This window comes from Streptomyces sp. NBC_00663, from assembly GCF_036226885.1.
Lineage (GTDB): Bacteria > Actinomycetota > Actinomycetes > Streptomycetales > Streptomycetaceae > Streptomyces.
In genome coordinates this window covers 1026889-1049820 of record NZ_CP109027.1, presented here as the reverse complement: position 1 = coordinate 1049820, position 22932 = coordinate 1026889, and the positions used below count along the sequence as shown (strand labels likewise).

The window sequence follows — 22932 nt, the reverse complement described above, 5'->3', positions numbered from 1 at the left end:
AGGCGCCGTGCATCTCGAATACACGCCCGAGCAGCAGCGGCTGCGCACCGAACTGCGCGCGTACTTCGCCGAGTTGGCGCCGACCGACGCCAACACCCGGCACGGCGACCGGCGGGAGCAGAAGCGCTTCTACCGCGAGACCGTCCGCCGCCTCGGCACCGACCGCTGGCTGGGCGTGGGCTGGCCGAAGGAGTACGGCGGCCGCGGCCTGACCGCGATGGAGCAGTTCATCTTCTTCGACGAGGCCGCCCAGGCCGGCGTACCGCTGCCGCTGATGGCCCTGAACACCGTAGGGCCGACGATCATGCAGTACGGCACCGACGAGCAGAAGGCGTACTTCCTCCCCAGGATCCTCTCCGGCGAGATCGACTTCGCGATCGGCTACAGCGAGCCCGACGCCGGCACCGACCTCGCCTCCCTGAAGACGCGCGCGGTGCGCGAAGGGGACGAGTACGTCGTCAACGGGCAGAAGATCTGGACCACCAACGGCGACACCGCCGACTGGGTGTGGCTCGCCACCCGCACCGACCCCGAGGCCCCGCCGCACAAGGGCATCACCATGCTCCTCGTGCCGACCACCGACCCCGGATACTCCTGCACCGTCATCAACACCCTCGCCGGCCACGACACCACCGCCAGCTACTACGAGGACATCCGTGTCCCCGTCGCCCGCCGCGTCGGCGCCGAGAACCAGGGCTGGCGGCTGATCACCAACCAGCTCAACCACGAGCGCGTCACCCTCGCCGCCCACGGCACCATGGCGATCCGCGCCCTGCACGACGTCCAGCGCTGGGCCATGGAGACCAAGCTCGCCGACGGCCGCCGCGTCGTCGACCTGCCCTGGGTACGCCGCCGTCTCGCCCAGACCCATGTGAGACTCGACGCGATGAAGCTGCTCAACTGGCAGATGGTCCATGCCGTGCAGAACGGCACGCTCACCCCCCAGGACGCCTCCGCGGTCAAGGTGTACGGCTCCGAGGCCCGCCGGGACGCCTACGCCTGGCTCATGGAGGTGGTCGCCGCGGCCGGTGCCCTGAAGGAGGGCTCGGCCGGCACCGTGCTCCACGGCGAGCTGGAACGCGGCTACCGCTCCGCCGTCATCTTCACCTTCGGCGGCGGCAACAACGAGATCCAGCGGGAGATCATCTCGTGGATCGGCCTGGGGATGCCGCGGGTACGACGCTGACCGGAGGGCGGGGCCACAGGACGGGCTCGGCGGCGGGCACGGTGAACAGCCGCCCGTCGTCGGCTATGTCGCGTGCCTCGTGGTGCTCAGCGCCCGCGACATAGCCGTCCTGACCGTCACCTACGTACGCCCGCAGCCCCCGTGGCCGAATGACGTCCCGTCGGGCCGCTTGATGAGCGGCGCCGGACCTGGTCACACTGACGGGTATGGACGCCCCTGGAGCAGGTGACCCCGGACTGTTCACGCCGGACTCGGTGACCTGGCAGCTGCACGGCGACCCGATGATGTGGGTCGCGGGCGTCCGCGCGCTCTACCTCCAGGCCCTGCATCCCCGTGCCGTGCGCGGAGTCATGCAGAACTCCGACTTCCGGCAGGACGCCTGGGGCCGTCTGCTGCGCACCGCGAACTTCGTCGGCACCACGACGTACGGCACCACGGCGGCGGCCGAACGGGCGGGCGCCCGTGTCCGGAAGATCCACGGCATGCTGTCCGCGACCGACCCCGACACCGGCGAGACCTACGGGGTCGGCGAACCCGAGCTGCTGCTGTGGGTGCACTGCGCCGAGATCGACTCCTATCTCCAGGTCGCCCGCCGCTCGGGCTTTCACCTCACCGACGAACAGGCCGACCGCTACCTCGCCGAACACCGCGTCAGCGCCCGCCTGGTGGGCCTCGACCCAGACGCCGTACCCGCGAACCAGGCCGAGATGGCCGCCTACTTCGAGAAGGTCGGACCCGAACTCGCCGCCGGGCCCGAGGCACGCGCGGTCGACGACTTCCTGCTCCGCCCGCCGATACACCCCCTGCTCGTCCCGGCGCGCGAGGTGCTGTGGCGGCGCGTGGCGCACCTGGCGTACGCCGCTCTGCCGCCGTACGCCCACGAGCTGTACGGCAGACCGGCCCCGGAACCCGCCACCGTCACCCGCCAGTTGCGTCGCACGGGCACCCTGTTGCGCGCTGTTCCCGCACGTCTGCGCTGGCAACTGCCGCCCAAACACATCCTCCGCGCCATGTCACGGCTCGGCCCCGGCTCCCGCCCGGCACCGTACAAAGTCGGGAGATAGCTCGCCATACTGGACGGGCCAGGGGCGGGCGACTTCGACGGGGGCGATCGCAACAGATGGGGGACAGCAAGCTGATCCAGGGCCGCTACCGACTGCTCGACCTGATCGGACGCGGCGGCATGGGCGAGGTGTGGCGGGCCCGCGACGAGTCGCTGGGCCGCCATGTCGCCGTGAAGTGCCTCAAACCGCTCGGCCCCTCCCACGACCAGTCCTTCACTCGCGTCCTGCGCGAGCGGTTCCGGCGGGAGGCCCGCGTCGCCGCTGCCCTCCAGCACCGGGGGGTCACCGTCGTCCATGACTTCGGCGAGTCCGACGGCATCCTCTTCCTCGTCATGGAACTGCTGGAGGGCCGCAACCTCAGTCAGCTCCTGGAGGACAACCGGCATCATCCGCTGCCCGTCCCGGACGTCGTCGAGATCGCCGACCAGGTCGCCGCCGCGCTCGCCTACACCCACCAGCAGGGCATCGTGCACCGCGATCTGAAGCCCGCGAACATCATGCGGCTGGCCGACGGCACCGTGAAGATCTGCGACTTCGGCATCGCCCGGCTCGGCCATGACATCGGCTTCACCTCCCGGCTCACCGGCACCGGCATCGCGATGGGCACCCCGCACTACATGTCGCCGGAGCAGATCGGCGGCTCCGAGGTCGACCAGCGCAGCGACCTCTACTCGCTGGGCTGCGTGCTGTACGAGATCACCACCGGGGCACCGCCGTTCGACCTCGACGACGCCTGGGCGATCCTCGTCGGCCACCGCGACACACCCCCTCGTCCGCCGCGCAGCCACCGCGCCGAGGTGCCGGCGTACTTCGAGAAGATCATCCTGGACCTGCTGGCCAAGCTGCCCGATCAACGCCCGTACGACGCCCGTGAGGTGGAGCGCCGGATCAGTGTGGGCCGTACGGCCGACGTGGACCGTGCGTCAGTCAAGCATCCCCGGCTCGGGCAGACGTACGTGCCCACCCTGGTGACCCCGCAGCCGACGCTCCGCCCGGCCCTCGAACCACCGGACCGTCGCACCCGTCTGCCGTCCTGGACCCGCGGCATGACCACCGGCCACAAGGCCGTCGGCCCTGGCGCCGCCACCCCGCCGCCGGCCGAGGGCGCCGCCCTGACCGGCGAGTGGATCCCGAGGCCGGCGTCCCCCCGGCACACCGGCGCACCCATCCTCCCCGCACCCATCCTCCCCCGGCCCATCCTCCCCCGGCCCATCCTCCCCGGGCCCGTCGCCCCCGGACCGGGCGACCCGCCCGCCCCGTCTCCCGAGGCGGTCACCGCCCTGACCGGCCGGCACAACGCCGGGCTCACCCTGGGCCGACTCGGCCGCTGGGCGGAGGCGGGCGAGGTGCACCGCGCGGTCGCCGCCGAACGCGAGCAACTCCTCGGCCCCGAGCACCCCGACACCCTCGCCAGCCGCTACGAGGTCGCCTTCACCCTCTCCCGTACCGGCCGCGCCGCCGACGCCTTGCGCGAGTACAAGCACGTCGCCCGCGCCCGCAGCCTCGCCCTCGGCCCCGACCACGCCGACACCCTCGCCGCCCGCCAGGAAATGGCGTATGTACTGGGCCAGTTGGGCCGCCACTTCGACGCCCACCAGGTCTACACGTCCGTCCTCGCCGCCCGCGAGCGGACGATGGGCGCCGACCACCCCGACACCCTGCGCTGCCGCCACAACCTGGCCTTCAACCTCAGCCGCCTCGGCCGTCTGGAGGATTCCTACCGCATGGCCGGCGACGTGGCCGTCGCCCGCGCCCGTGTGCTGGGCGCCGGGCATCCCGACACGCTCGTCACCCGCTACGAAGTCGCCTACGCACTAGGTCAGTTGGGACGCTGGCCGGAGGCCCTGCACACCTATCACGAGGTCGCCGAGGCCCGCGCCCAGGCCCTCGGCCCCGACCACCCCGACACCCTCGCCGCCCGCTACGAGGTCGGCATCAGCCTCGGCCGCCTGGGCCGCAGCGCCGAGGCCCTCCAGCTCTACCGCGACCTCATCGAGGACCGCAGCCGGGTGAACGGCCCCGCCCACCCCGAGACCCTGCGCGCCCGCCACGGCCTCGGTGTCAACCTGGGCCGCCTCGGCCGCTGGGAGGAGGCCCTCGCCGAGTCCCGCGACGTGTGCGCCATCCGCGAGCGCGTCCTCGGCCCCGAGCACCCCGACACCCTGGTCAGCCGCCGCGAGGTCGCCGTCGGCCTCGGCTGGCTGGGCCGCTGGGCCGACGCCCTGACCGAGTACCGCAGGGTCGCCACCGCCCGCGAACGCGTCCTCGGCGCGGGCCACCCCGACACCCTCGCCAGCCGCAACGACGAGGCGCACTGCCTGGAACAGCTCGGCCGCGGCGCGGAGGCCGTCGAGCTGTACCGCAGGGTGGCGGTCCTGCGGCAGCAGCACGCGGCGGGCGGCGGCTGAACGGAGGACGTCACCTCAGGCCGGGTGGCCCGGGAACGGCGGAAACCGGTGATCCGAGCCGGTGATCACGGTCCAGCAGCGCAGACAGAGGATCCGGTCCTCGCCCTCGTCGAACACGAGATCCTCCGGCTGCCCCGGAGCCGTCCGGGCCGCCCCGAAGTCGATGGGACGTTCGAGGAAACACTCGGGGCCGCCCTGCTGGTGCCAGAACGGGTCGACGGCGGACGACGGGTGGTACCGGACCGCGTTCCCGGCCCCCACCAGATGGTCGATCAGCTCGTACATGTGCTGCCGAGAGTGCTCCACGCGGCGAGTCTGCACCCCGCCGCGCGATACGTCGCCCTTCTGGCCGACCTAGATCACCACGTGTTACGAAGGGGCATGCCTGCACTCGTTGGACACACGTACGACGTCGTGATCGTCGGCGGCGGACACAACGGCCTCGTCGCCGCCGCCTACCTCGCCCGGGCCGGACGGTCCGTCCTGGTCCTGGAGCGGCTGGACCACACCGGCGGCGCCGCGATCTCCACCCGGCCGTTCGACGGCGTCGACGCGCGGCTGTCGCGCTACTCGTACCTGGTCAGCCTGCTCCCCAAGAAGATCGTCCGGGACCTGGGCCTGGACTTCCGCGTCCGGACGCGCACGATCTCCTCGTACACCCCCGTCCAACGCGACGGCCGGCCGACCGGACTCCTGGTCGGCGGCGGCGAGCGGCGCACCCGCGAGGCCTTCGCGCGCCTCACCGGCGGCGAGCACGAGTACGCGGCCTGGCAGCGGTTCTACGGCATGACCGGCCGCGTCGCCGAACGGATCTTCCCGACCCTCACCGAGCCGCTGCCCACCCGTGAGGAGCTGCGCCGCCGGGTGGACGACGAGGAGGCCTGGCGGACCCTGTTCGAGGAGCCGATCGGCGTCGCCGTGGAGGACCGCTTCGCCGACGACCTGGTCCGGGGGGTCGTCCTCACCGACGCCCTGATCGGCACCTTCGCCGACGCCCACGACCCTTCCCTCGCGCAGAACCGCTGCTTCCTCTACCACGTGATCGGAGGCGGCACCGGCGCCTGGGACGTGCCGGTCGGCGGCATGGGTGCCCTGACCGACGCCCTCGCCGCGGCGGCACGGGACGCAGGCGCGGTCCTCGCCACCGGGCACGAGGCGGTGCGGATCGCCACGGACGGGCGTACGGCGGAGGTGACGTACCGAACGGCCGACGGCGAGAGCGTCGCCGCGGCCCGGCACGTGCTGGTGAACGCCTCCCCGCAGGCCCTGGCCGAACTGACCGGCGACGCGCCCCCGGCCCCCGCCGAGGGCGCCCAGCTGAAGGTGAACATGCTGCTCAAGCGGCTGCCGAGGCTGCGCGACAGCGCGGTCGATCCGCGCGAGGCGTTCGCGGGCACCTTCCACATCGCCGAGGGGTACGAGGAGCTGGCCACCGCCCACGCGGAGGCCGCGGCGGGCCGGCTGCCCTCCGCGCCGCCCTCGGAGATCTACTGTCACTCGCTGACGGACCCGTCGATCCTGGGCCCCGAGCTGGTCGAACAGGGCTACCAGACCCTGACCCTTTTCGGACTGCACACGCCCGCACGGCTCTTCGACGCCGACAACTCCGGCGTGCGCGAGGAGCTGTTGAAGGCGACCGTCGCCCAACTCGACGCCCACCTGGAGGAGCCGATCGCCGACTGCCTCGCGACGGACGCCCAGGGCCGCCCCTGCATCGAGGCCAAGACCCCGCTCGACCTGGAACGCGACCTGCGCCTGCCCGGCGGCAACATCTTCCACCGCGAACTCGCCTGGCCCTACACCCAGGACGGCACCGGCCGCTGGGGCGTGGAGACCGCCCACGCCAACGTGCTCCTGTGCGGGGCGGGCGCGGTGCGCGGGGGCGGGGTGAGCGGGGTGCCGGGGCACAATGCGGCTATGGCTGTGTTGGAGGGGGCGGCAGAGTGATCGCTGACCAGGCGAGCTTCAATGGGTAGCGTTTCGCCAACTCGTCGTAACGGGCGCGGACTTCGGCGAGTGTGAGGTCCACGGCCTCGGCGCGTTCGGTGAGCGTGCGGTCGGTGATGACGTCGTTCGGGTCGACGCCGGGTGACTCGCCGTCGAGGTCCCTCGACAACAGCAATTTGTCGAACGAGTCCCTCTCCATCAAGGCGAGTGACCACAGTGCCAGCTGGCGGACCGATCCGACGGGGCCGCGCATGGATTCTTGGAGCGTGACCAGTGCCGACCGGTCTCCCAGCGCTGCCCGAGCGGCCAGGGTGGTGAGTCTGACATCCGACGCGGATTCCTCGCGCGGCGCTGACAGCGCTCGCAGGGCTCGGGGATCACCGATGCGCCCCAGAGCCCTGACGACGTACGGGTCGGGATCGCCGTTCTCGTCGAAGAGGACGTCGAGCAGGGGTTTGACGGCTTGTGGATCACGGAGCAGGCCCAGCGCGTCGGTGAGTGAGTGGCGTGCTGGGTTCGGAGTGTCGCGCAGCAGGCGGAGAAGAGGTGGCACCGCTCTGCGATCGCCGAGCAGGCCGAGCGCCTCGACGACCGGCGTCTGGACTGCGCCGCCGTCCGTCAGGACACCGAGCAACGGCTCCACCGCTTCGTGATCCCCCAGCCGGCCCAGGGCGTGGACCACCGGGAAGCGCGGTTCGCCCTCGCTGTCCACCAGGAGGGGGAGCAAGCGAGGCGCTGCACGCTGGTCGCGGAGTTCCCCAAGAGCCCGCACGACGTCGACGCGGGGCTCGCCGTCGCTACGGGTGAGGACGTCCAGGAGCGGTTCAACGGCTCGGAGGTCGCCGATGGCTCCGAGCGCGGTGACGACCTGGCTGTGGGGTGCCCCTTTGCGGTCGGTCAGTACGCCGAGCAGGGGCTTCACAGCTTCGCGGGCGCGCAGTCGGCCCAGGGCCTGCACGACTTCCATGTCGGGGCGGCCGTCGATGTCGGCCAGTGACGCCAGCAAGGGCGCCACCGCGTGGCGGTCTTGGAGGCGGCTCAGAAGAAGGGCGGCTTCGCGGCGCACTTCGGGTTCGGGACGAGAGAGTGCCGCCATGACAGGTTCCACGGCATGGGGGAAGAGTTCCGCGTACCCCTTTGCGATCCGGCGTCGTGTCCCACTGTTGGCGGAGACGAAGTGATTCATAACGGCGGCGGCCAGCCCCGTGTGCCCGTTGGCTGAGCCCTCGTTGAAACACCACAGCAGGAAGGAGACCGCGCTGGGGGGCAGGTCCCCCGACGTGATCAGCTCCGCGAACTTGCGGACATCCTCCGGCGAGGGCTTCCAAGGCGACCTGTGCCTGTGCTGCTGGGCCCAGCCGAGAGCCCAAGCCGCCGCCATGGCTTCGCAGGGGCCGCGCTCGAGGAGGGACGTCAGCCCTTCCACGAGGCCAGGGACGAGGACGAGTCTGCTGTTGAAGCCGGCGACCATCAGAGCCAATGCGGCCTCGATCGCCACCTCGGCCTGCGGTTCCCGGAGAAGGGGCACCTGCGTCTTCACCCAGCGACGCACCGCGTCCTCGCCGTCCGGTATGGAACTGCTGAGGACCATAGAGGCGGAGCCGCCCAGTCTGTCGAACTCCTCGGGCTGCCGTAGGAAGGAGGTCACGATACGCCGGGTGAGAAGTGCGCCCCAGACGGATGCGCCGACCTCCACGAGCACCATGTCCGCGACGCTGACGGCAGGACCCTTCCCGTCGTCCTGGGTGAGTGTGGCGATGAAACGCTCGATGATCTCCGCTGCCACTTCCTCGCTGACATTGGGCTCATCGGCGAGGCAGGAACACGCCAGAGCGGCGCGTGGTCTGGCGGTCAGTGACGCGGACTCCTCGGGGAGCGGAGTGGCGATGGCTCGGAGAACGTCGTCGACGTCGTCGTCCTTGCACGTCATCACGCTCAGCCGGATGGCTTCACGCCAGTTGTCCGCCACAGCGACGTCATCGACGCCGCGCGCGCCGTGAAACGGCGATGTATGCGCCGTGAGCACACCGACCTGCTCCGCCAGTGACTGCGTCCGATCGCGGCCCGGGTATCTCCGCTCGACCAGTGCCAGCCCCGCGAGGTACTCCTGAAAGGTCAGGTGACGGAACTCGTAGACGGGAACGCTGCTGTCCTGATGGCGGACGTGCCCGGCCTCGACGAGGATTCCGGTCTGCCGTTCCAGCCGGCGCAGGAACTCGACCGAGGGACGGTTACGGATGTCATGGATCGCCGGAAATTCCCTCCGCATCCGTTCAAGGATGTCAACGACCTCGTCCTGTCTGATCTGTTGGTCGCCGCGTTCACACATGGTGTAGGCGAGGTACTGCAGTTGGGGCAGCGCCTCACGCGTGTTCATGGGCTCATCGACGTCGCTGCGCCAGCAAAGGAGTACGTCGACGGCTTCGCGATACAGGTCCGCCCGACGGTTCGGCAGCTTGCCGACCTTCTTCTTCACCAGAGCCATGGTGGTGAGCAGCATCGGATTGCCGGTCAGGCGCTCGACACGATCGGTGCTGTGAATGTCCCGGATGAGCTGTTCCGCCGCGGTCTCCCGACGGAACGGGGGCTCGGTCACCTCGCACCAGCGGCGGGCGAAGTCGTCCTTGTCCTCCGGGGTCAGGTCCCGCACCGTCACATGCTCGAACCCACGGGTGATCCTCAGTCCCATCTCCCGGTAACCGACGATCCGTGACGTGACGATGACGGGAGCCTTCGGAAAGGCGATGTGAATCTTCTCGATGGTTCCGCAGAACCTGGCACGGAGAGTGGGATCGGCGATCTCGTCCAAGCCGTCGATCAGGAGCAGCGCACGGCCGTCACCCAACGCGTCGAGCAGCATGGGTGTGAGGTCGTCGGCCTGGGCGGTGGAGAACTGCGCCTCTCGCAGATGGTGGTGGATCATCTCGGCCAACGACCCGGTGATGCCTGACCGGTCCAGCTCACGACAACGGATGTACACCGGGAGCCAGTCGGTGTCGGGCAGGGTGTCGACGTCCGGCAGCTTGCTCCAGTCGGGATCAGATTTGAGGCGCAGCAGATAGGCGGTGGTGATCCAGCGCAGCAGCGTGCTCTTGCCGGCCCCTGGGTCGCCGAGGACCACCAAGCGGTTCGACTCCTGGAGGCGTGCCCCGACCGAGTGTCGGGAACTACCGGTGTCCGCGCTGTGGTGGTCTTCCCGTTGGGCTTCGAGGCTCTGCAGTTTTGTGTCGAGAGCGTAGGGGTCGGTTCCTGGCGAGATGTCTACGGAAACGCGCAGGGAGACGTACAGGCTGCGCAGCAGCAGATTTCTGGTGAAGAGTTCGCGATCGGTAATGGGAAAGTTGATCAGATCGACGATGTCGCAGGCTTCGAGGGTGCGTTCTCGATAGCTTCTTTCGAGTTGGCTCAACCTCGGGTCGGCAAGGTTCTGGTTTTCCGCGGGGCAGTGGTCCGACAGCGCTTCAAGGAGCATGCCGATCGCTCCGTCGGGATCCTTCCAATAGGGGGCGACCTTGCCGTCAAGGGCCAAGGCGTCCAGATTGGCGTCTTCCTCGATGTGCAGTGTGAAGATCCGGGTTCCATGGCCGCGCGCGGCGCTGACCAAGCGCGTCACCCAGCGGCTTCCGGCCGCACGCGCCGTGCCGCAGAGCACGACCGGGCAGTGCCGGGAAATTGCCTGGGAAGCCATCTCCACCAGGGAATCGCCGACGAGTATGCCCTCGTAGTGCAGGACTTCGTACCCAGCGGATTGGAGCGGCTCCGCTATGTAGGCGGCGAGTTGTGCGTCACCTTTGGCGTGCGCGAGCAGGATCTGCACCGTCGAGCCCCCGTTGCGGTCAGCGAATTGCCTTCAGGAGTTGCGTGAGACCGAGCTTCCAGTCGGTCGACAGGTCCGCGTAGCGGAGATCGGCCAGGATCGCCGGGGCTGAACCGCCGAACCTGACGGGGAGGATGCGGACACCGTGACCGTCCATCTGGCGATGGAGTGCCGACATCCACTCGCGCGTGATCCAGGGACTCATGACGCCCGCCGCCGAGTAACACAGCACCAGATATGACGTGCCGCCGAGTCCGGAATCGATGCGCTCCACGATGGAATCGCCGATACCGATTTCCCATTCATCGAACCACACGTCGTGGCCCGCCGTGGAGATGTCCTGGGAGAGTCGCTCGGCTGCGGACACATCGACTTTGCGATGACTGATGAAGACGTTCGCCATGCCCGTTCCTGTTCAGCTGTGGAAAGGAGATGCTACCGGTCGATCTTGCTGTGCGCCCACCTCTCGCCGCCTCCGGCGGATCGCCCCTGCCGGACATGTATCTGACGGAGCATCAGATAACCCCTTCCGTCCTCCGGAGGACTGCGGCATCCTGCGCCCATGCAGACGGAGCTGAGCAAGAAACTGGGAGTCGAGCACGCCATCTTCGGCTTCACGCCGTTCCCCGCCGTCGCTGCGGCCATCAGCCGGGCCGGGGGGTTCGGGGTGCTCGGCGCGGTCCGCTACACCGCCCCCGACGACCTCAAACGCGACCTCGACTGGATCGAGGGGAATGTGGACGGCAAGCCCTACGGCCTGGACGTCGTCATGCCCGCCAAGAAGGTCGAAGGCGTCACCGAGGCCGACGTCGAGGCGATGATCCCCGAGGGACACCGGCAGTTCGTCCGGGACACCCTCGCCAAGTACGGCGTACCCGAGCTATCCGAGGGCGAGGCTTCCGGGTGGCGCATCACCGGGTGGATGGAACAGGTCGCCCGCACCCAGCTCGACGTCGCCTTCGACTACCCGATCAAGCTGCTCGCCAACGCCCTCGGCTCGCCGCCCGCCGACGTCGTGGAACGCGCTCATGACCACGGGGTTCTCGTTGCCGCGCTCGCGGGCAGTGCCCGGCACGCGCTCAAGCACCAGGAGGGCGGCATCGACATCGTCGTCGCCCAGGGCTACGAGGCCGGCGGGCACACCGGCGAGATCGCGTCCATGGTGCTGACCCCGGAGGTCGTGGACGCCGTGGACCCGCTGCCGGTGCTGGCCGCGGGCGGCATCGGCAGCGGACAGCAGGTGGCCGCCGCGCTGGCCCTGGGCGCCCAGGGAGTATGGCTGGGCTCGCTCTGGCTCACCTGCACCGAGGCCGACATGTCCTCGCCCGCGGTGACCCGCAAACTCCTCGCCGCGGGCTCCTCCGACACCGTCCGCTCCCGCGCCCTGACCGGCAAACCCGCCCGCCAGCTGCGCACCGAGTGGACCGACGCCTGGGACGACCCGCACGGCCCCGGCACGCTCCCCATGCCACTCCAGGGACTCCTCGTCGCCGACGCCCTGACCCGCATCCAGAAGTACGAGGTCGAACCCCTGCTCGGCACGCCCGTAGGGCAGATCGTCGGCCGCATGAACCGCGAACGCAGCGTCCAGGACGTCTTCGACGACCTCACCCGCGGCTTCGAACGGGCCGTCGACCACATCAACCGCATCGCCGGAAGAACGGGAAGGAACGGCCAGTGACGAGCCAACCCCGCCGGAAGGAGCGGCCGGTGACCGGCACTGCGAGCCAGCCCCCTGCCGGAGGGAGCGGCCGGTGACCGGCACTGCGAGCCAGCCCCCTGCCGGAGGGAGCGGCCTGTGACGAGCACTGCGAGCCAGCCCCCGCCGGAGGGAGCGGCCGGTGACGAGCACTGCGAGCCAGCCCCCGCCGGAGGGAGCGGCCGGTGACGAGCACCGCGAGCCAGCCCCCCCGCCGGAAGGAGCAGCCGGTGACCAGCCCCGCGAGCCAGCCCCCGCCGGAAGCAGCAGCCGGTGACCAGCCCCGCGAGCCAGCCCCCGCCGGAAGGAGCGGCCAGTGATCAGCCCCGCGAGCCAGCCCCCCACCGGAAGGAGCCGCCAGTGACCAGCACCCCGAGCACACCCCCCGTCGGATTCTGGGCCCAGGCCGGTGTCGACCCCGGCCGGATCGTCCTCGTTGCTCCCGACGGCGAGGAGTGGACCGCGGGTCGGCTGCACGCCGCCGCCAATCGTCTCGTCCATGGCCTGCGCGCGGCCGGACTGCGCCGTGGGGACGCCTTCGCGGTCGTCCTGCCCAACGGCGTCGAGTTCTTCACCGCCCATCTGGCCGCCACCCAGGCCGGGTTCTATCTCGTCCCGATCAACCACCACTTCGTGGGCCCGGAGATCGCCTGGATCGTCGCCGACTCCGGCGCCAAGGTCTTCCTCGCCCATGAGCGCTTCGCCGCTCCCGCCTGCCAGGCCGCCGACGAGGCCGGGCTCCCGGCCGACCACCGGTACTCCGTCGGCGAGGTCGAGGGCTTCCGGCCGTACGCCGAACTCCTCGACGACCAACCGGAGTCGGCGCCCGCCGACCGCGAGCTCGGCTGGGTCATGAACTACACCTCGGGCACCACGGGCCGCCCCCGCGGCATCCGCCGCCCACTGCCCGGCAAACTCCCCGAGGAGGCCTACCTCGGCGGCTTCCTCGGCATCTTCGGCATCAAGCCCTACGACGACAACGTCCACCTCGTGTGCTCGCCGCTCTACCACACGGCGGTGCTCCAGTTCGCGAGCGCGTCCCTGCACATCGGCCACCGCCTGGTCCTGATGGACAAGTGGACACCGGAGGAGATGCTGCGCCTGATCGACGCCCACCGGTGCACGCACACCCACATGGTCCCGACCCAGTTCCACCGTCTGCTGGCCCTGCCCGAGGACGTCCGCGCACGGTACGACGTCTCCTCGATGCGGCACGCCATCCATGGCGCGGCCCCCTGCCCCGACCACGTCAAACGGGCGATGCTCGACTGGTGGGGCCCCTGCGTCGAGGAGTACTACGCGGCCAGCGAGGGCGGCGGTGCCTTCGCCACGGCGGAGGACTGGCTGAAGAAGCCCGGCACGGTCGGAAAGGCCTGGCCCATCAGCGAGTTGGCGATCTTCGACGACGACGGCAACCGGCTGCCGGCGGGTGAACTCGGCACGGTCTACCTGAAGATGAACACCGGCGGTTTCTCGTACCACAAGGACGAGACCAAGACGAAGAAGAACCGCATCGGCGACTTCTTCACCGTCGGCGACCTCGGCTACCTCGACGAGGACGGCTATCTCTTCCTCCGCGACCGCAAGATCGACATGATCATCTCCGGCGGCGTCAACATCTACCCCGCCGAGATAGAGTCCGCCCTCCTCTCCCACCCCGCCGTCGCCGACGCCGCCGCCTTCGGCATCCCGCACGACGACTGGGGCGAGGAGGTCAAGGCCGTCGTCGAACCGGCCCCGGGTCAGGAACCCGGACCGGACCTGGCCGCCGCCCTCCTCGCCCACTGCGCCGAACAACTCGCCGGCTACAAGTGCCCGAAGACCGTCGACTTCATCACCGAGATGCCCCGCGACCCCAACGGCAAGCTGTACAAGCGCCGTCTGCGGGACCCGTACTGGGAGGGGCGGACCCGGCCGGTCTGAGTCACGAGCGCACCCGCACCACCCGCAGCGAGGGCGACGACAGGATGTCCTTCTCGCAGAACCGGGACGTCACCCAGCGTTCCTGGGAGAAGAGGCGGGTCTGGTCGCTGTAGTGCGGGGAGTTGGGGTTGGAGGACTGGGAGTACGTCAGGAGGGTGTGGGCCACCGGGCAGCGGCTGCCGTCCCAGCCGACGGCCTGGATGTAGCTGGAGCCGGTCGAGACCTCGGTGTAGCCGCCGTTCGCGGTGTCCCACACGGGCTCGACCTTGTTCCAGACACCGAGGGACTCCGTGCCGCCCGGGACGGGGATGCGCTGGCCGTTGCGGACCACGAACTGATGCTGTCCCAAGGGTGAGTTGAGCGCGATGCCCGCCGCCCGCAGCTCGGCTACCGTGTCCGCGAGCGCGATGGGGAACGCCGTGCTGTCCGTGTTGAGGGTGTTCGGGGTGCCGACCGGGTCGGACGCGGAGAACGGGACCTTCCACAGCTGAGCCGCGGGGATACGGCGCCACAGCCGGTCGAAGAGCAGCGCGCCCCGGCTGTCCGTGTTCGCCGTGCGGTCCCACGCCGCGAGCACCCCGCACGCCTCGGACACGTCAACGGCCTTGCCGTCACTGCCGGTTGCCGTACCGCCCGGCAACGCGGCACAGGCCTTCGCCGCGTCGGCCGCGATCAGGTCACCGGCCGGCACCCGGTTGGCGAACTGCTGCCTCTGAAGGTCCCGCACGGTCAGATCGCCGCGCCGCGCCAGCGCCGCCACGTCCTCGATCGCCCCGCGCGTCCGCATCGACCGCTGCGTACCGGTCGTGCCGAAGATCCGCTCGTACCCGGCCAGCGGCTGCTCGGCGTTGGCCAGCCAGGCGCTGTCGTTGGAGTTCTCCGCGTACGGCGCGTCCGTGAGGGTCGGCATCTTCGCCGGGCCGAAGATCCCGGGTTGTACGGCGTCGGCGTCGCTGCCGGGTGCGCAGTCGCCGCGCGAGCCGTCGAGGACCGCGAGACCGGCGGACGGGTAGGTGACCTTGCCGAGCGGGGTGGAACAGCGCTGGGCCAGCTCGTCGGTGATGCGGGGGAGCACCTGGGACTGGGTGAACAGCGAGTGACCGGCCGCGTCGGCGGCGATCGTGTTCACCCACGGCAGCCCCTGCGTCCGCTGGAGGGACGTCAGCACATCCGCCGTGCCGCGCGCCTTGCTGAAGCCGAGCGCGGTGTCGGAGGCGCGCAGGTTGGCCGCGTTCGGGTCGTTGAGGGCGTACGCCGTCGTGGTCGTCCAGGGCAGCGGGACGGACGCGCCGAGCGAGGTGACGACCGGGCCGTACCGGGTCCACCACTGGGTACGGGTCACCGGGGTGCCGTCCTTCACCTCGACGGTGATCGTGCGCCGGGTCATCCGCTCGGACTTGCCGTCCACGAGGTACGCCGTCGGGTCGGCCGGGTCGAGGGTCAGCTGGTGGAGGTTGAGGGGGACACCGGTGGCGACGGTGTGGCTCCACGCCACCCGGGCGTTGTGGCCTATGGAGACCGTTGCCGAGCCGAGCAACGAGCCGCCGGAGACGTTCAGTTCACCGGGGATCGTCTGCTGTGACTGCCAGAAGCGGCGACCGCCCTGCCAGGGGTAGTGCGGGTTGCCCAGCAGCAGACCGCGACCGTCGGCCGTCGTCGCGCCGCTGAAGGCGACGGCGTTGGAGCCCATGTCGGCGGAGTCGGTGGCGAGGAGTTCCCGGGCCGCGCGGGCGGTGTCCTGGGCGGCGGGAGTCTCGGTGGCGGCCGTCGTCGTCGGCGGCTGCGCGGCCGTGATGCCGTCCACGCCCCGCCCCTGGCCCCCGAGCACGGCGAGCGCGAAACCGCGGGCCGCGACGTCGAGTTCGGTCACCGGCCGGACCCAGGCGGCACCCCTGCACGTCGGGTCGGTGATCCGGTTCCGCCGCAGCCAGGCGTTGTATCCGGCCGCGAAGCCCCGCATCAGGTCCTTCGCCTGTCGGCTCGGCCCCACCGGCGCCGGCTCCGCGAGCAGCCTCTCCACCGTGCCGGACTCCCGGACACCCTTGAAGTAGAGGTCGCTGGAGAGGTTCTTCGCCGCCGAGGAGAGCGAGCCGTCCGGGGCGGCGTCCGGCCCGAAGAAACGGGACCGCTCGCCGCGCACGGTCACGAAACCGTCGGCGAGCGTGCACACCTGGTCGGCGGCCTGCGCCCAGCCGGTGCCGAAGCCGAGGTCCGCGTAGTCCTTCGCGACGATGTGCGGAATGCCGTACTCGGTATAGCGGATGGTGGCGGACAGACCGCCGTGCGAGGGGTGCTGCTGCCGGTCATGTCCCTGAGCGGCGGCGGCCGGCAGGGCGGTGGTGGCGGTGAGCAGGGCGACGGCCGCGACGACGGCGCGTCTGAGGCGGGTGCGCATGGTGCCTCCCAACGTCATTGAGGGAAGGAGCGGTTGAGCGTACCAACGGGTAGGTTGTCCTGTATGACGTCTGGACACGGCAGCACGGTTGACGGGGTGCTGCGACGCACCGCCCGGCGCACCCCGGCCCGGGTCGCGGTGGAGTACGGCGACCGCTCCTGGACGTACGAGGAACTCGACGTCGCCGTCTCGCGGGCGGCGAGCCTGCTGCTCGGCGAGGGCCTCTCGCGCGGCGACCGGGTCGGCGCCTACGGCCACAACTCCGACGCCTACCTCATCGCCTTCCTCGCCTGCGCCCGCGCGGGCCTCGTGCACGTCCCGGTCAACCAGAACCTGACCGGTGACGACCTGGCGTACATCGTCGGCCAGTCGGGCAGCACGCTGGTCCTCACGGACCCGGGCCTCACCGCCCGACTCCCGGACGGCGTACGGTCGTTGCCCCTGCGCGACGCCGACGACTCCCTGCTCGCCCGGCTGGCCTCGTCCCCCGCGTACGACGGGCCGGAGCCCCGCGGCGAGGACCTCGTCCAACTGCTCTACACCTCGGGTACGACCGCTCTGCCCAAGGGCGCGATGATGACCCACCGCGCCCTGGTGCACGAGTACCTGAGCGCGATCACCGCCCTCGACCTGAGCGCCGGCGACCGCCCCGTGCACTCGCTCCCGCTGTACCACTCGGCGCAGATGCACGTGTTCCTGCTGCCCTACCTCGCGGTCGGCGCGACGAACATCATCCTCGACGCCCCCGACGGCGACCTCCTCTTCGACCTGATCGAGGCGGACCGCGCGGACAGTCTCTTCGCGCCGCCCACCGTGTGGATCGCGCTGTCGAACCGCCCCGACTTCACCACCCGGGACCTCGGCGGACTCCGCAAGGCCTACTACGGGGCGTCGATCATGCCGGTGCCGGTCCTGGAGCGCCTGCGCGAACGCCTCCCGAAACTCGCCTTCTACAACTGCTTCGGCCAGAGCGAGATCGGCCCGCTGGCGACCGTCCTCGCTCCCGACGAGCACAAGGGGCGGATGGACTCCTGCGGCCGTCCGGTGCTGTTCGTCGACGCGCGGGTCGTGGACGAGGACGGCAAGGAGGTCTCCGACGGCACAGCCGGCGAAATCGTCTACAGGTCCCCGCAGTTGTGCGAGGGCTACTGGGACAAGCCCGAGGAGACGGCCGACGCCTTCCGCGACGGCTGGTTCCACTCCGGCGACCTGGCGGTGCGCGACGCCCACGGCTACTACACGATCGTCGACCGGGTGAAGGACGTCATCAACTCCGGTGGCGTACTGGTCGCCTCACGCCAGGTCGAGGACGCGCTCTACACACACGAGGGCGTCGCCGAGGTCGCCGTCATCGGGCTCCCCGACGAGCGCTGGATCGAGGCGGTGACGGCGGTGGTCGTGCCGCGCGGAGAGGTCGCGGAGGCCGAACTCATCGCCCACGCCCGCGAGAAGCTCGCCCCCTTCAAGGCGCCGAAGCGGGTGGTGTTCGTGGACGAGCTGCCGCGCAACGCGAGCGGGAAGATCCTGAAGCGGGAGCTGCGCGACCGGTTCGCCTAACGAGCGTTCCTCAGATCGACGATCCGCCGGATCTTGCCCACCGACCGTTCCAGCGACTCGGGTTCGACGACCTCGACGGTGACCGACACACCGATGCCGTCCTTCACGGCGGCGGCGATGGACCGTACCGCGGCCTCTCGCTCCTCCGGTGTGGCCCCGGGCCGGGCCTCCGCCCGGACGGTGAGGGCGTCGAGCCGGCCCTCCCGGGTCAGCCGCAGCTGGAAGTGGGGCGCGACCCCCGGCGTGCGCAGCACGATCTCCTCGATCTGCGTGGGGAAGAGATTGACACCCCGCAGGATCACCAGGTCGTCACTGCGCCCGGTGACCTTCTCCATCCGCCGGAAGACCCGAGCGGTCCCCGGCAGCAGGCGGGTGAGATCCCGGGTGCGATAACGGATGACGGGCATCGCCTCCTTGGTGAGCGAGGTGAAGACGAGTTCCCCCCGCTCCCCGTCGGGCAGCACCTCCCCGGTGACCGGGTCGACGATCTCGGGATAGAAGTGGTCCTCCCACACATGCAGCCCGTCCTTGGTCTCCACGCACTCCTGCGCCACCCCCGGGCCGATCACCTCCGACAGCCCGTAGATGTCGACCGCGTCGATCGCGAACCGCTCCTCGATCTCCGCGCGCATCTGCTCCGTCCACGGCTCGGCACCGAAGACGCCCACCTCCAGCGAGGTGCCGCGCGGGTCCACGCCCTGGCGCTCGAACTCGTCGAGGATCGTCAGCATGTACGACGGCGTCACCATGATCACGCGGGGCTTGAGGTCCTGGATCAGCTGCACCTGGCGGGCGGTCATGCCGCCGGACGCGGGGACGACCGTACAGCCGAGCCGTTCGGCTCCGTAGTGCGCGCCGAGCCCGCCGGTGAACAGCCCGTATCCGTACGCCACATGGACCGTGTCGCCGGGCCGCGCGCCCGCGGCCCGCAGGGAGCGGGCCACCATGTCCGACCACAGGGACAGGTCGCCGTCGGTGTAGCCGACGACGGTCGGACGGCCGGTCGTCCCGCTGGAGGCGTGAATGCGCCGGATCCGGTCCCGGGGCACGGCGAACATCCCGTACGGGTAGTTCTCGCGCAGGTCGGCCTTGGTGGTGAGGGGGAAGCGGGCGAGGTCGGCCAGCGACCGGCAGTCGTCGGGGTGGACGCCCGCCTTGTCGAAGGACTCCCGGTAGAACGGCACATGGTCGTACGCCAGCCGCAGCGACGCCCGCAGCCGCTCCAGCTGAAGCGCCCGCAACGCCGCCCCGTCCAGCCGTTCCCCCGAGTCCAGCAGCTCCGTCGCATCCGCCATCGGAACGTCCACCTCACCAACCACGCCAATCCGGGCGACCGATCATTCGGTCGATCTCTCCGGGATCAGTAATCCAGGCCACGCGCGATCAAGCAAGGGGTGGGCCGGGACTTTTCGGGAGGCGCTACGGTCGGCGAGGATCGTGGCATGCCGATCTTCACCGCGCCCGACGGAACCGCTCTCGCCTACCACCTGAAGGGCGACGGCGCCCCGCTCGTCGTCCTCCCCGGAGGGCCGATGCAGGCCTCGCGCTACCTCGGCGACCTGGGCGGCCTCGCCGCGCACCGGCGGCTGGTGCTGCTCGATCTGCGGGGGACCGGTGACTCGGCCGTGCCGGCGGACCCGGCGACGTACCGGTGCGATCGGCTGGTGGACGACGTGGAGGCACTGCGGGTTCAGCTGGGGCTGGAGCGCATGGATGTGCTCGCGCACTCGGCCGGTGGGAGTCTCGGCATGCTGTACGCCGCCCGGTATCCGGAGCGGGTGGGGCGGCTGGTGCTGGTCGCCGCCAATCCGTGGGCGCTCGGGACGACCGCCACCCCCGAGGACCGGCGGGCCGCCGCGCTGCTGCGGAAGGACGAACCATGGTTCGCGGAGGCGTTCCCGGCGTTCGAGTCCTGGCTGGCCGGGGCGGGTGCATACGATCCCGCGATCGCGCCCTTCTTCTACGGCCGCTGGGACCGGGCCGCCGAGGAGCACCACGCCCGCGGCGACGAGGAGTGCAATGACGCGGCCGGTGAGGTGTACGGCTCCGAAGGGGCCTACGACCCGTCCGCCACGCACGCGGCGCTCTCCCGGCTGTCCGCCCCCGTCCTCGTCCTCGCCGGGGAACTCGACGGAGCACCGAGGCCCGAGTCGGCCCGCCGCACCGCCGATGTCTTCCCGCACGCCGAGCTCGCCGTCCAGCCCGGCGCCGCGCACTACCCGTGGCTCGACGATCCGGAGTGGTTCGTACGACGGGTCACCGCGTTCCTCGACGGGAGCGCAACCCCCGCTCTGCCCACGGCAGAGTAGGGGCGTCCACCGGCGCCTCCCCGGATACGTTGCCCCGCATGGACACCGTCAAGGCCAACGGCATCACCCTCGCGTACCGCACCTGGGGCCCCGAGGGCGCCCCGCCTGTCCTCCTGCTGCACTGCCGTGGCGCCGACGGCGCGGACTGGGCCTCGATCGCCGAACGTCTCGCCGCGGGGCCGCGCCGCGTGTACGCCCCCGACCTGCGCGGTCACGGGCGGAGCGAGTGGCCGGGCGGTTACGCGTGCGAGGCGATGCGCGACGATGTCCGCGGCCTCCTCGACGCGCTCGGCATCCGGCGGACCGACCTCGTCGGGCACTCCCTCGGTGGCACCGTCGCCTGTCTCCTCGCCCAGCACGCCCCCGACCTCGTACGACGCCTCGTCCTGGAGGACGTACCGGCGCCCTTCCCTCTCGACCCGCCCCGGCCGCCCGCCGAACGGCCCGACGGTGACCTGCCGTTCGACTGGGACATGGTGCGGGACACCGACCGGCAGCGGAACGCCCCCGATCCTGTGTGGTGGGACCACATGGGGCGGATCACCATGCCCACGTTGGTGATCGGGGGCGGGGCGACGAGTCCGATCCCTCAGGATCAGGTCGCCGCGGTCGCCGAGGCGATTCCCGACGCGCGGCTCGTCACCGTCGACGGGGCCGGGCATCTCGTCCACGAGACGTGTCCGGAGGAGTTCCTCGACGTCGTGGAACGATTTCTCACAGGCTGACGCGCTACTTCGCGTACGCCGTCATGAAGCGGTCCCGGAATGTGTCCATGCCCCACACCGGCGCGTTCCCGGCCGGCTTGAGTCCCTCCGTCCAGCCCCAGTCGGAGATCCGGTCCAGCACCTTCGGGTCGCGGGCCACGATCGTGATCGGCACGTCCTTGTTGGTGTCGCCGCCGGTGACGGTCGGCACGGGCTGGTGGTCGCCGAGGAAGACGAGGACGGTGTTGTCGTCGCCGTAGCGCTCGACCCACTCGGTGAGGCTCTGAAGCGAGTACTCGATGGCCTTGCGGTACTCGGTGCGCACCCGCTTCGCGCTCTTCCAGACCTCCTTGGGGTCCGTCCCCTCCTTCTTGATCTGCTCGAAGACCGAGCCGTCGCCGAGCTGGTCCCAGTCGATCATGTGGGCGATGGGCGACCAGGGGTTGTGGCTGGAGGCCAGGATGATCTCCGCCATGATCGGGTCGCGGTTCTCCTTGCCGTGCTCAAGGCGCTCGAAGGACTCCAGGCTGTACTGGTCGGGCACCGGCGTCCAGCTGAAGTAGGGGCCGTTGTAGCCGAGGTGGGTGGAGTCGTAGATGTGGTCGAGGCCGAAGTACTTGCCCTCGGGCCACGCCTTGCGCACACCCGGCACGATGCCGACCGTCCGCCAGGCACCGGTCTTCTGGAAGTAGCTGGTGAGGGTCGCGCGGTCGCCCGTGGTCAGGCTCCGGTACCGCTGCTGGTTCTTCACCCACAGACCGGACAGGAACGTGGAGTGCGCGAGCCAGCTGCCCGCGCCGGTGACGGGCGAGCGGAGCCAGCCGCTGCGGGACTGGAAACCGGCCGCGTTCAGCCGGTTGTCGCCGTCCTGGAGCGCCGCATCGATCTGCGGGGCCATCGCCGGGTCGTCGATCGCGATCCGGCCGTAGCTCTCGATGAAGGTGAACAGGACGTCCTTGCCGCGCAACCCGGTGAGCAGCTGGTCGGGCGGCGTCTTCGCGAAGGCGTCGACCTTGGCCTGCTTCTCGAAGACCTTGGCGTCGACGAGGCCGTCGTGCACCTGCTGGACCCGGTTGGCGACGAACGTGATGTTGCCCTTGGTGGCGAAGGTGAGCCCGCTGAACTGCACGCCCATGGTGAAGCACAGGATCCAGACGGTGCCCAGGACGAGCGTCGTACGGGCGGCCACCGCGCGGTGCCGGGCCATGAGGTTCGACAGCCGCACCACGGAGAGCGTGCACAGGGCGAGCACGGACACGAACAGGACGATCACCGCGGTGATCGCGAGCAGCTCTCCCGAACGGCCGTACGACTCCCGGACGAAGTCCGCCGCGTCGTCCAGCAGGATCCAGTCGAAGACCAGGTCGAAGGGGCGGGCCAGGGTCTGCCGGAAGCCCATGTCGAGGAACTTGACGACCGTGAACAGGCCCAGGACCACGCCCGAGACGACGGCCGTGATCCGGCGCGCCCGGCCGGGCAGGGCGAGGAGGAGGCCCGCGAGGAGGATCGCCTCGACGGGGAGGCGCAGGAAGGACTCGAACCTGATCCAGTCGAGGCGGTTGGGCACGAGAAGGGCCCCGAGCACCAGAAGAGCCGCCAGCACGGTCGTAGCGAGGGTCACGCCGCGTGCGGTACGGGCGTAGCGGCGGCGCCAGCCGAACCACCCGGGTTTCCCGGAGGACGCCGCTGTCTCCGGCTCCTCCGTCTCCGCTGTCGCTTCCGTCTCAGCCGGTTCCTCGCTCCCGGTGTCGTCCGACGAGGTGGTGCTGTCCGACGACTGTCGAGAGCGAGGTGTGAAGAGCGACACCCGGCGGTCCTTCCGTACGGTCTTGCGATGGCATCACGAACAGAGCCCCATGGGCGAGCCTGCCATCACCAGTACGTCCGTGTGTCACCAACGGTTCAACCGGAGGCGAGCGGAAT

15 protein-coding genes are annotated in these 22932 nt (G+C 70.5%); 9 read left to right on the top strand and 6 right to left on the bottom strand.

Annotated features, from left to right (window positions below):
- Window positions 1–7 precede the first annotated feature (7 nt).
- The 3 genes from OG866_RS04880 to OG866_RS04870 all read left to right on the top strand — a co-directional run bounded on the left by OG866_RS04880 (window position 8) and on the right by OG866_RS04870 (window position 4658).
- The gene (locus OG866_RS04880) at window positions 8–1186 is read left to right on the top strand and encodes an acyl-CoA dehydrogenase family protein (protein WP_329332167.1); all 1179 of its coding nucleotides are present in this window, start codon (window positions 8–10) and stop codon (window positions 1184–1186) included.
- A 206-nt stretch (window positions 1187–1392) separates the two neighbouring features.
- Window positions 1393–2250 carry an oxygenase MpaB family protein gene (locus OG866_RS04875; protein ID WP_329332166.1) on the top strand — a complete coding sequence of 286 codons (858 nt, stop codon included), beginning with the start codon at window positions 1393–1395 and terminating at the stop codon, window positions 2248–2250.
- 56 nt (window positions 2251–2306) lie between these two features.
- A complete protein-coding gene (locus tag OG866_RS04870) occupies window positions 2307–4658 on the top strand; it encodes a serine/threonine-protein kinase (RefSeq protein ID WP_329332165.1) in 2352 nt (783 codons plus the stop codon).
- A gap of 15 nt (window positions 4659–4673) precedes the next feature.
- On the opposite strand, the gene OG866_RS04865 is transcribed toward OG866_RS04870, so the two are convergent.
- Window positions 4674–4964 (bottom strand): hypothetical protein, encoded by a 291-nt coding sequence (locus tag OG866_RS04865; RefSeq protein ID WP_329332164.1) that lies wholly within the window; start codon window positions 4962–4964, stop codon window positions 4674–4676.
- Between the two features lie 75 nt (window positions 4965–5039).
- Between OG866_RS04865 and OG866_RS04860 the strand changes: the two genes are divergently transcribed.
- The gene (locus OG866_RS04860; RefSeq protein WP_329332163.1) at window positions 5040–6605 is read left to right on the top strand and encodes a phytoene desaturase family protein; all 1566 of its coding nucleotides are present in this window, start codon (window positions 5040–5042) and stop codon (window positions 6603–6605) included.
- Here the strand turns inward: OG866_RS04860 and OG866_RS04855 are convergent.
- Window positions 6574–10422: a HEAT repeat domain-containing protein gene (locus tag OG866_RS04855; protein ID WP_329332162.1), complete on the bottom strand. Its 3849-nt coding sequence runs from the start codon at window positions 10420–10422 to the stop codon at window positions 6574–6576. The genes OG866_RS04860 and OG866_RS04855 overlap by 32 nt on opposite strands.
- 19 nt (window positions 10423–10441) lie before the next feature.
- Window positions 10442–10825 (bottom strand): toll/interleukin-1 receptor domain-containing protein, encoded by a 384-nt coding sequence (locus tag OG866_RS04850; protein ID WP_329332161.1) that lies wholly within the window; start codon window positions 10823–10825, stop codon window positions 10442–10444.
- A 159-nt stretch (window positions 10826–10984) separates the two neighbouring features.
- On the opposite strand from OG866_RS04850, the gene OG866_RS04845 reads away from it, so the two are divergent.
- Window positions 10985–12103 carry an NAD(P)H-dependent flavin oxidoreductase gene (locus OG866_RS04845; protein WP_329332160.1) on the top strand — a complete coding sequence of 373 codons (1119 nt, stop codon included), beginning with the start codon at window positions 10985–10987 and terminating at the stop codon, window positions 12101–12103.
- Between the two features lie 378 nt (window positions 12104–12481).
- Window positions 12482–14044, top strand: a complete 1563-nt coding sequence (locus tag OG866_RS04840) for an acyl-CoA synthetase (RefSeq protein ID WP_329332159.1) — start codon at window positions 12482–12484, stop codon at window positions 14042–14044.
- Between the two features lies 1 nt (window position 14045).
- Here OG866_RS04840 and OG866_RS04835 read toward each other — a convergent pair whose 3' ends face one another.
- Window positions 14046–16439, bottom strand: a complete 2394-nt coding sequence (locus OG866_RS04835; protein ID WP_329332158.1) for a penicillin acylase family protein — start codon at window positions 16437–16439, stop codon at window positions 14046–14048.
- Between the two features lie 63 nt (window positions 16440–16502).
- Here OG866_RS04835 and OG866_RS04830 point away from each other — a divergent pair, with 63 nt between their 5' ends.
- Window positions 16503–17996, top strand: a complete 1494-nt coding sequence (locus tag OG866_RS04830) for an acyl-CoA synthetase (RefSeq protein ID WP_329332157.1) — start codon at window positions 16503–16505, stop codon at window positions 17994–17996.
- On the opposite strand, the gene paaK is transcribed toward OG866_RS04830, so the two are convergent.
- Window positions 17993–19291, bottom strand: a complete 1299-nt coding sequence (gene paaK, locus OG866_RS04825) for a phenylacetate--CoA ligase PaaK (protein WP_329332156.1) — start codon at window positions 19289–19291, stop codon at window positions 17993–17995. The two genes, OG866_RS04830 and paaK, sit on opposite strands and share 4 nt — an antisense overlap.
- A gap of 147 nt (window positions 19292–19438) precedes the next feature.
- Between paaK and OG866_RS04820 the strand changes: the two genes are divergently transcribed.
- Together OG866_RS04820 and OG866_RS04815 are read left to right on the top strand one after the other, a co-directional pair.
- A complete protein-coding gene (locus OG866_RS04820) occupies window positions 19439–20305 on the top strand; it encodes an alpha/beta fold hydrolase (protein ID WP_329332155.1) in 867 nt (288 codons plus the stop codon).
- A gap of 38 nt (window positions 20306–20343) precedes the next feature.
- On the top strand, window positions 20344–21030 hold the full coding sequence (locus OG866_RS04815) for an alpha/beta fold hydrolase (protein ID WP_329332154.1): 687 nt from the start codon (window positions 20344–20346) through the stop codon (window positions 21028–21030).
- A gap of 4 nt (window positions 21031–21034) precedes the next feature.
- Here OG866_RS04815 and OG866_RS04810 read toward each other — a convergent pair whose 3' ends face one another.
- Window positions 21035–22816 (bottom strand): sulfatase, encoded by a 1782-nt coding sequence (locus OG866_RS04810; RefSeq protein WP_329332153.1) that lies wholly within the window; start codon window positions 22814–22816, stop codon window positions 21035–21037.
- Window positions 22817–22932 lie beyond the last annotated feature (116 nt).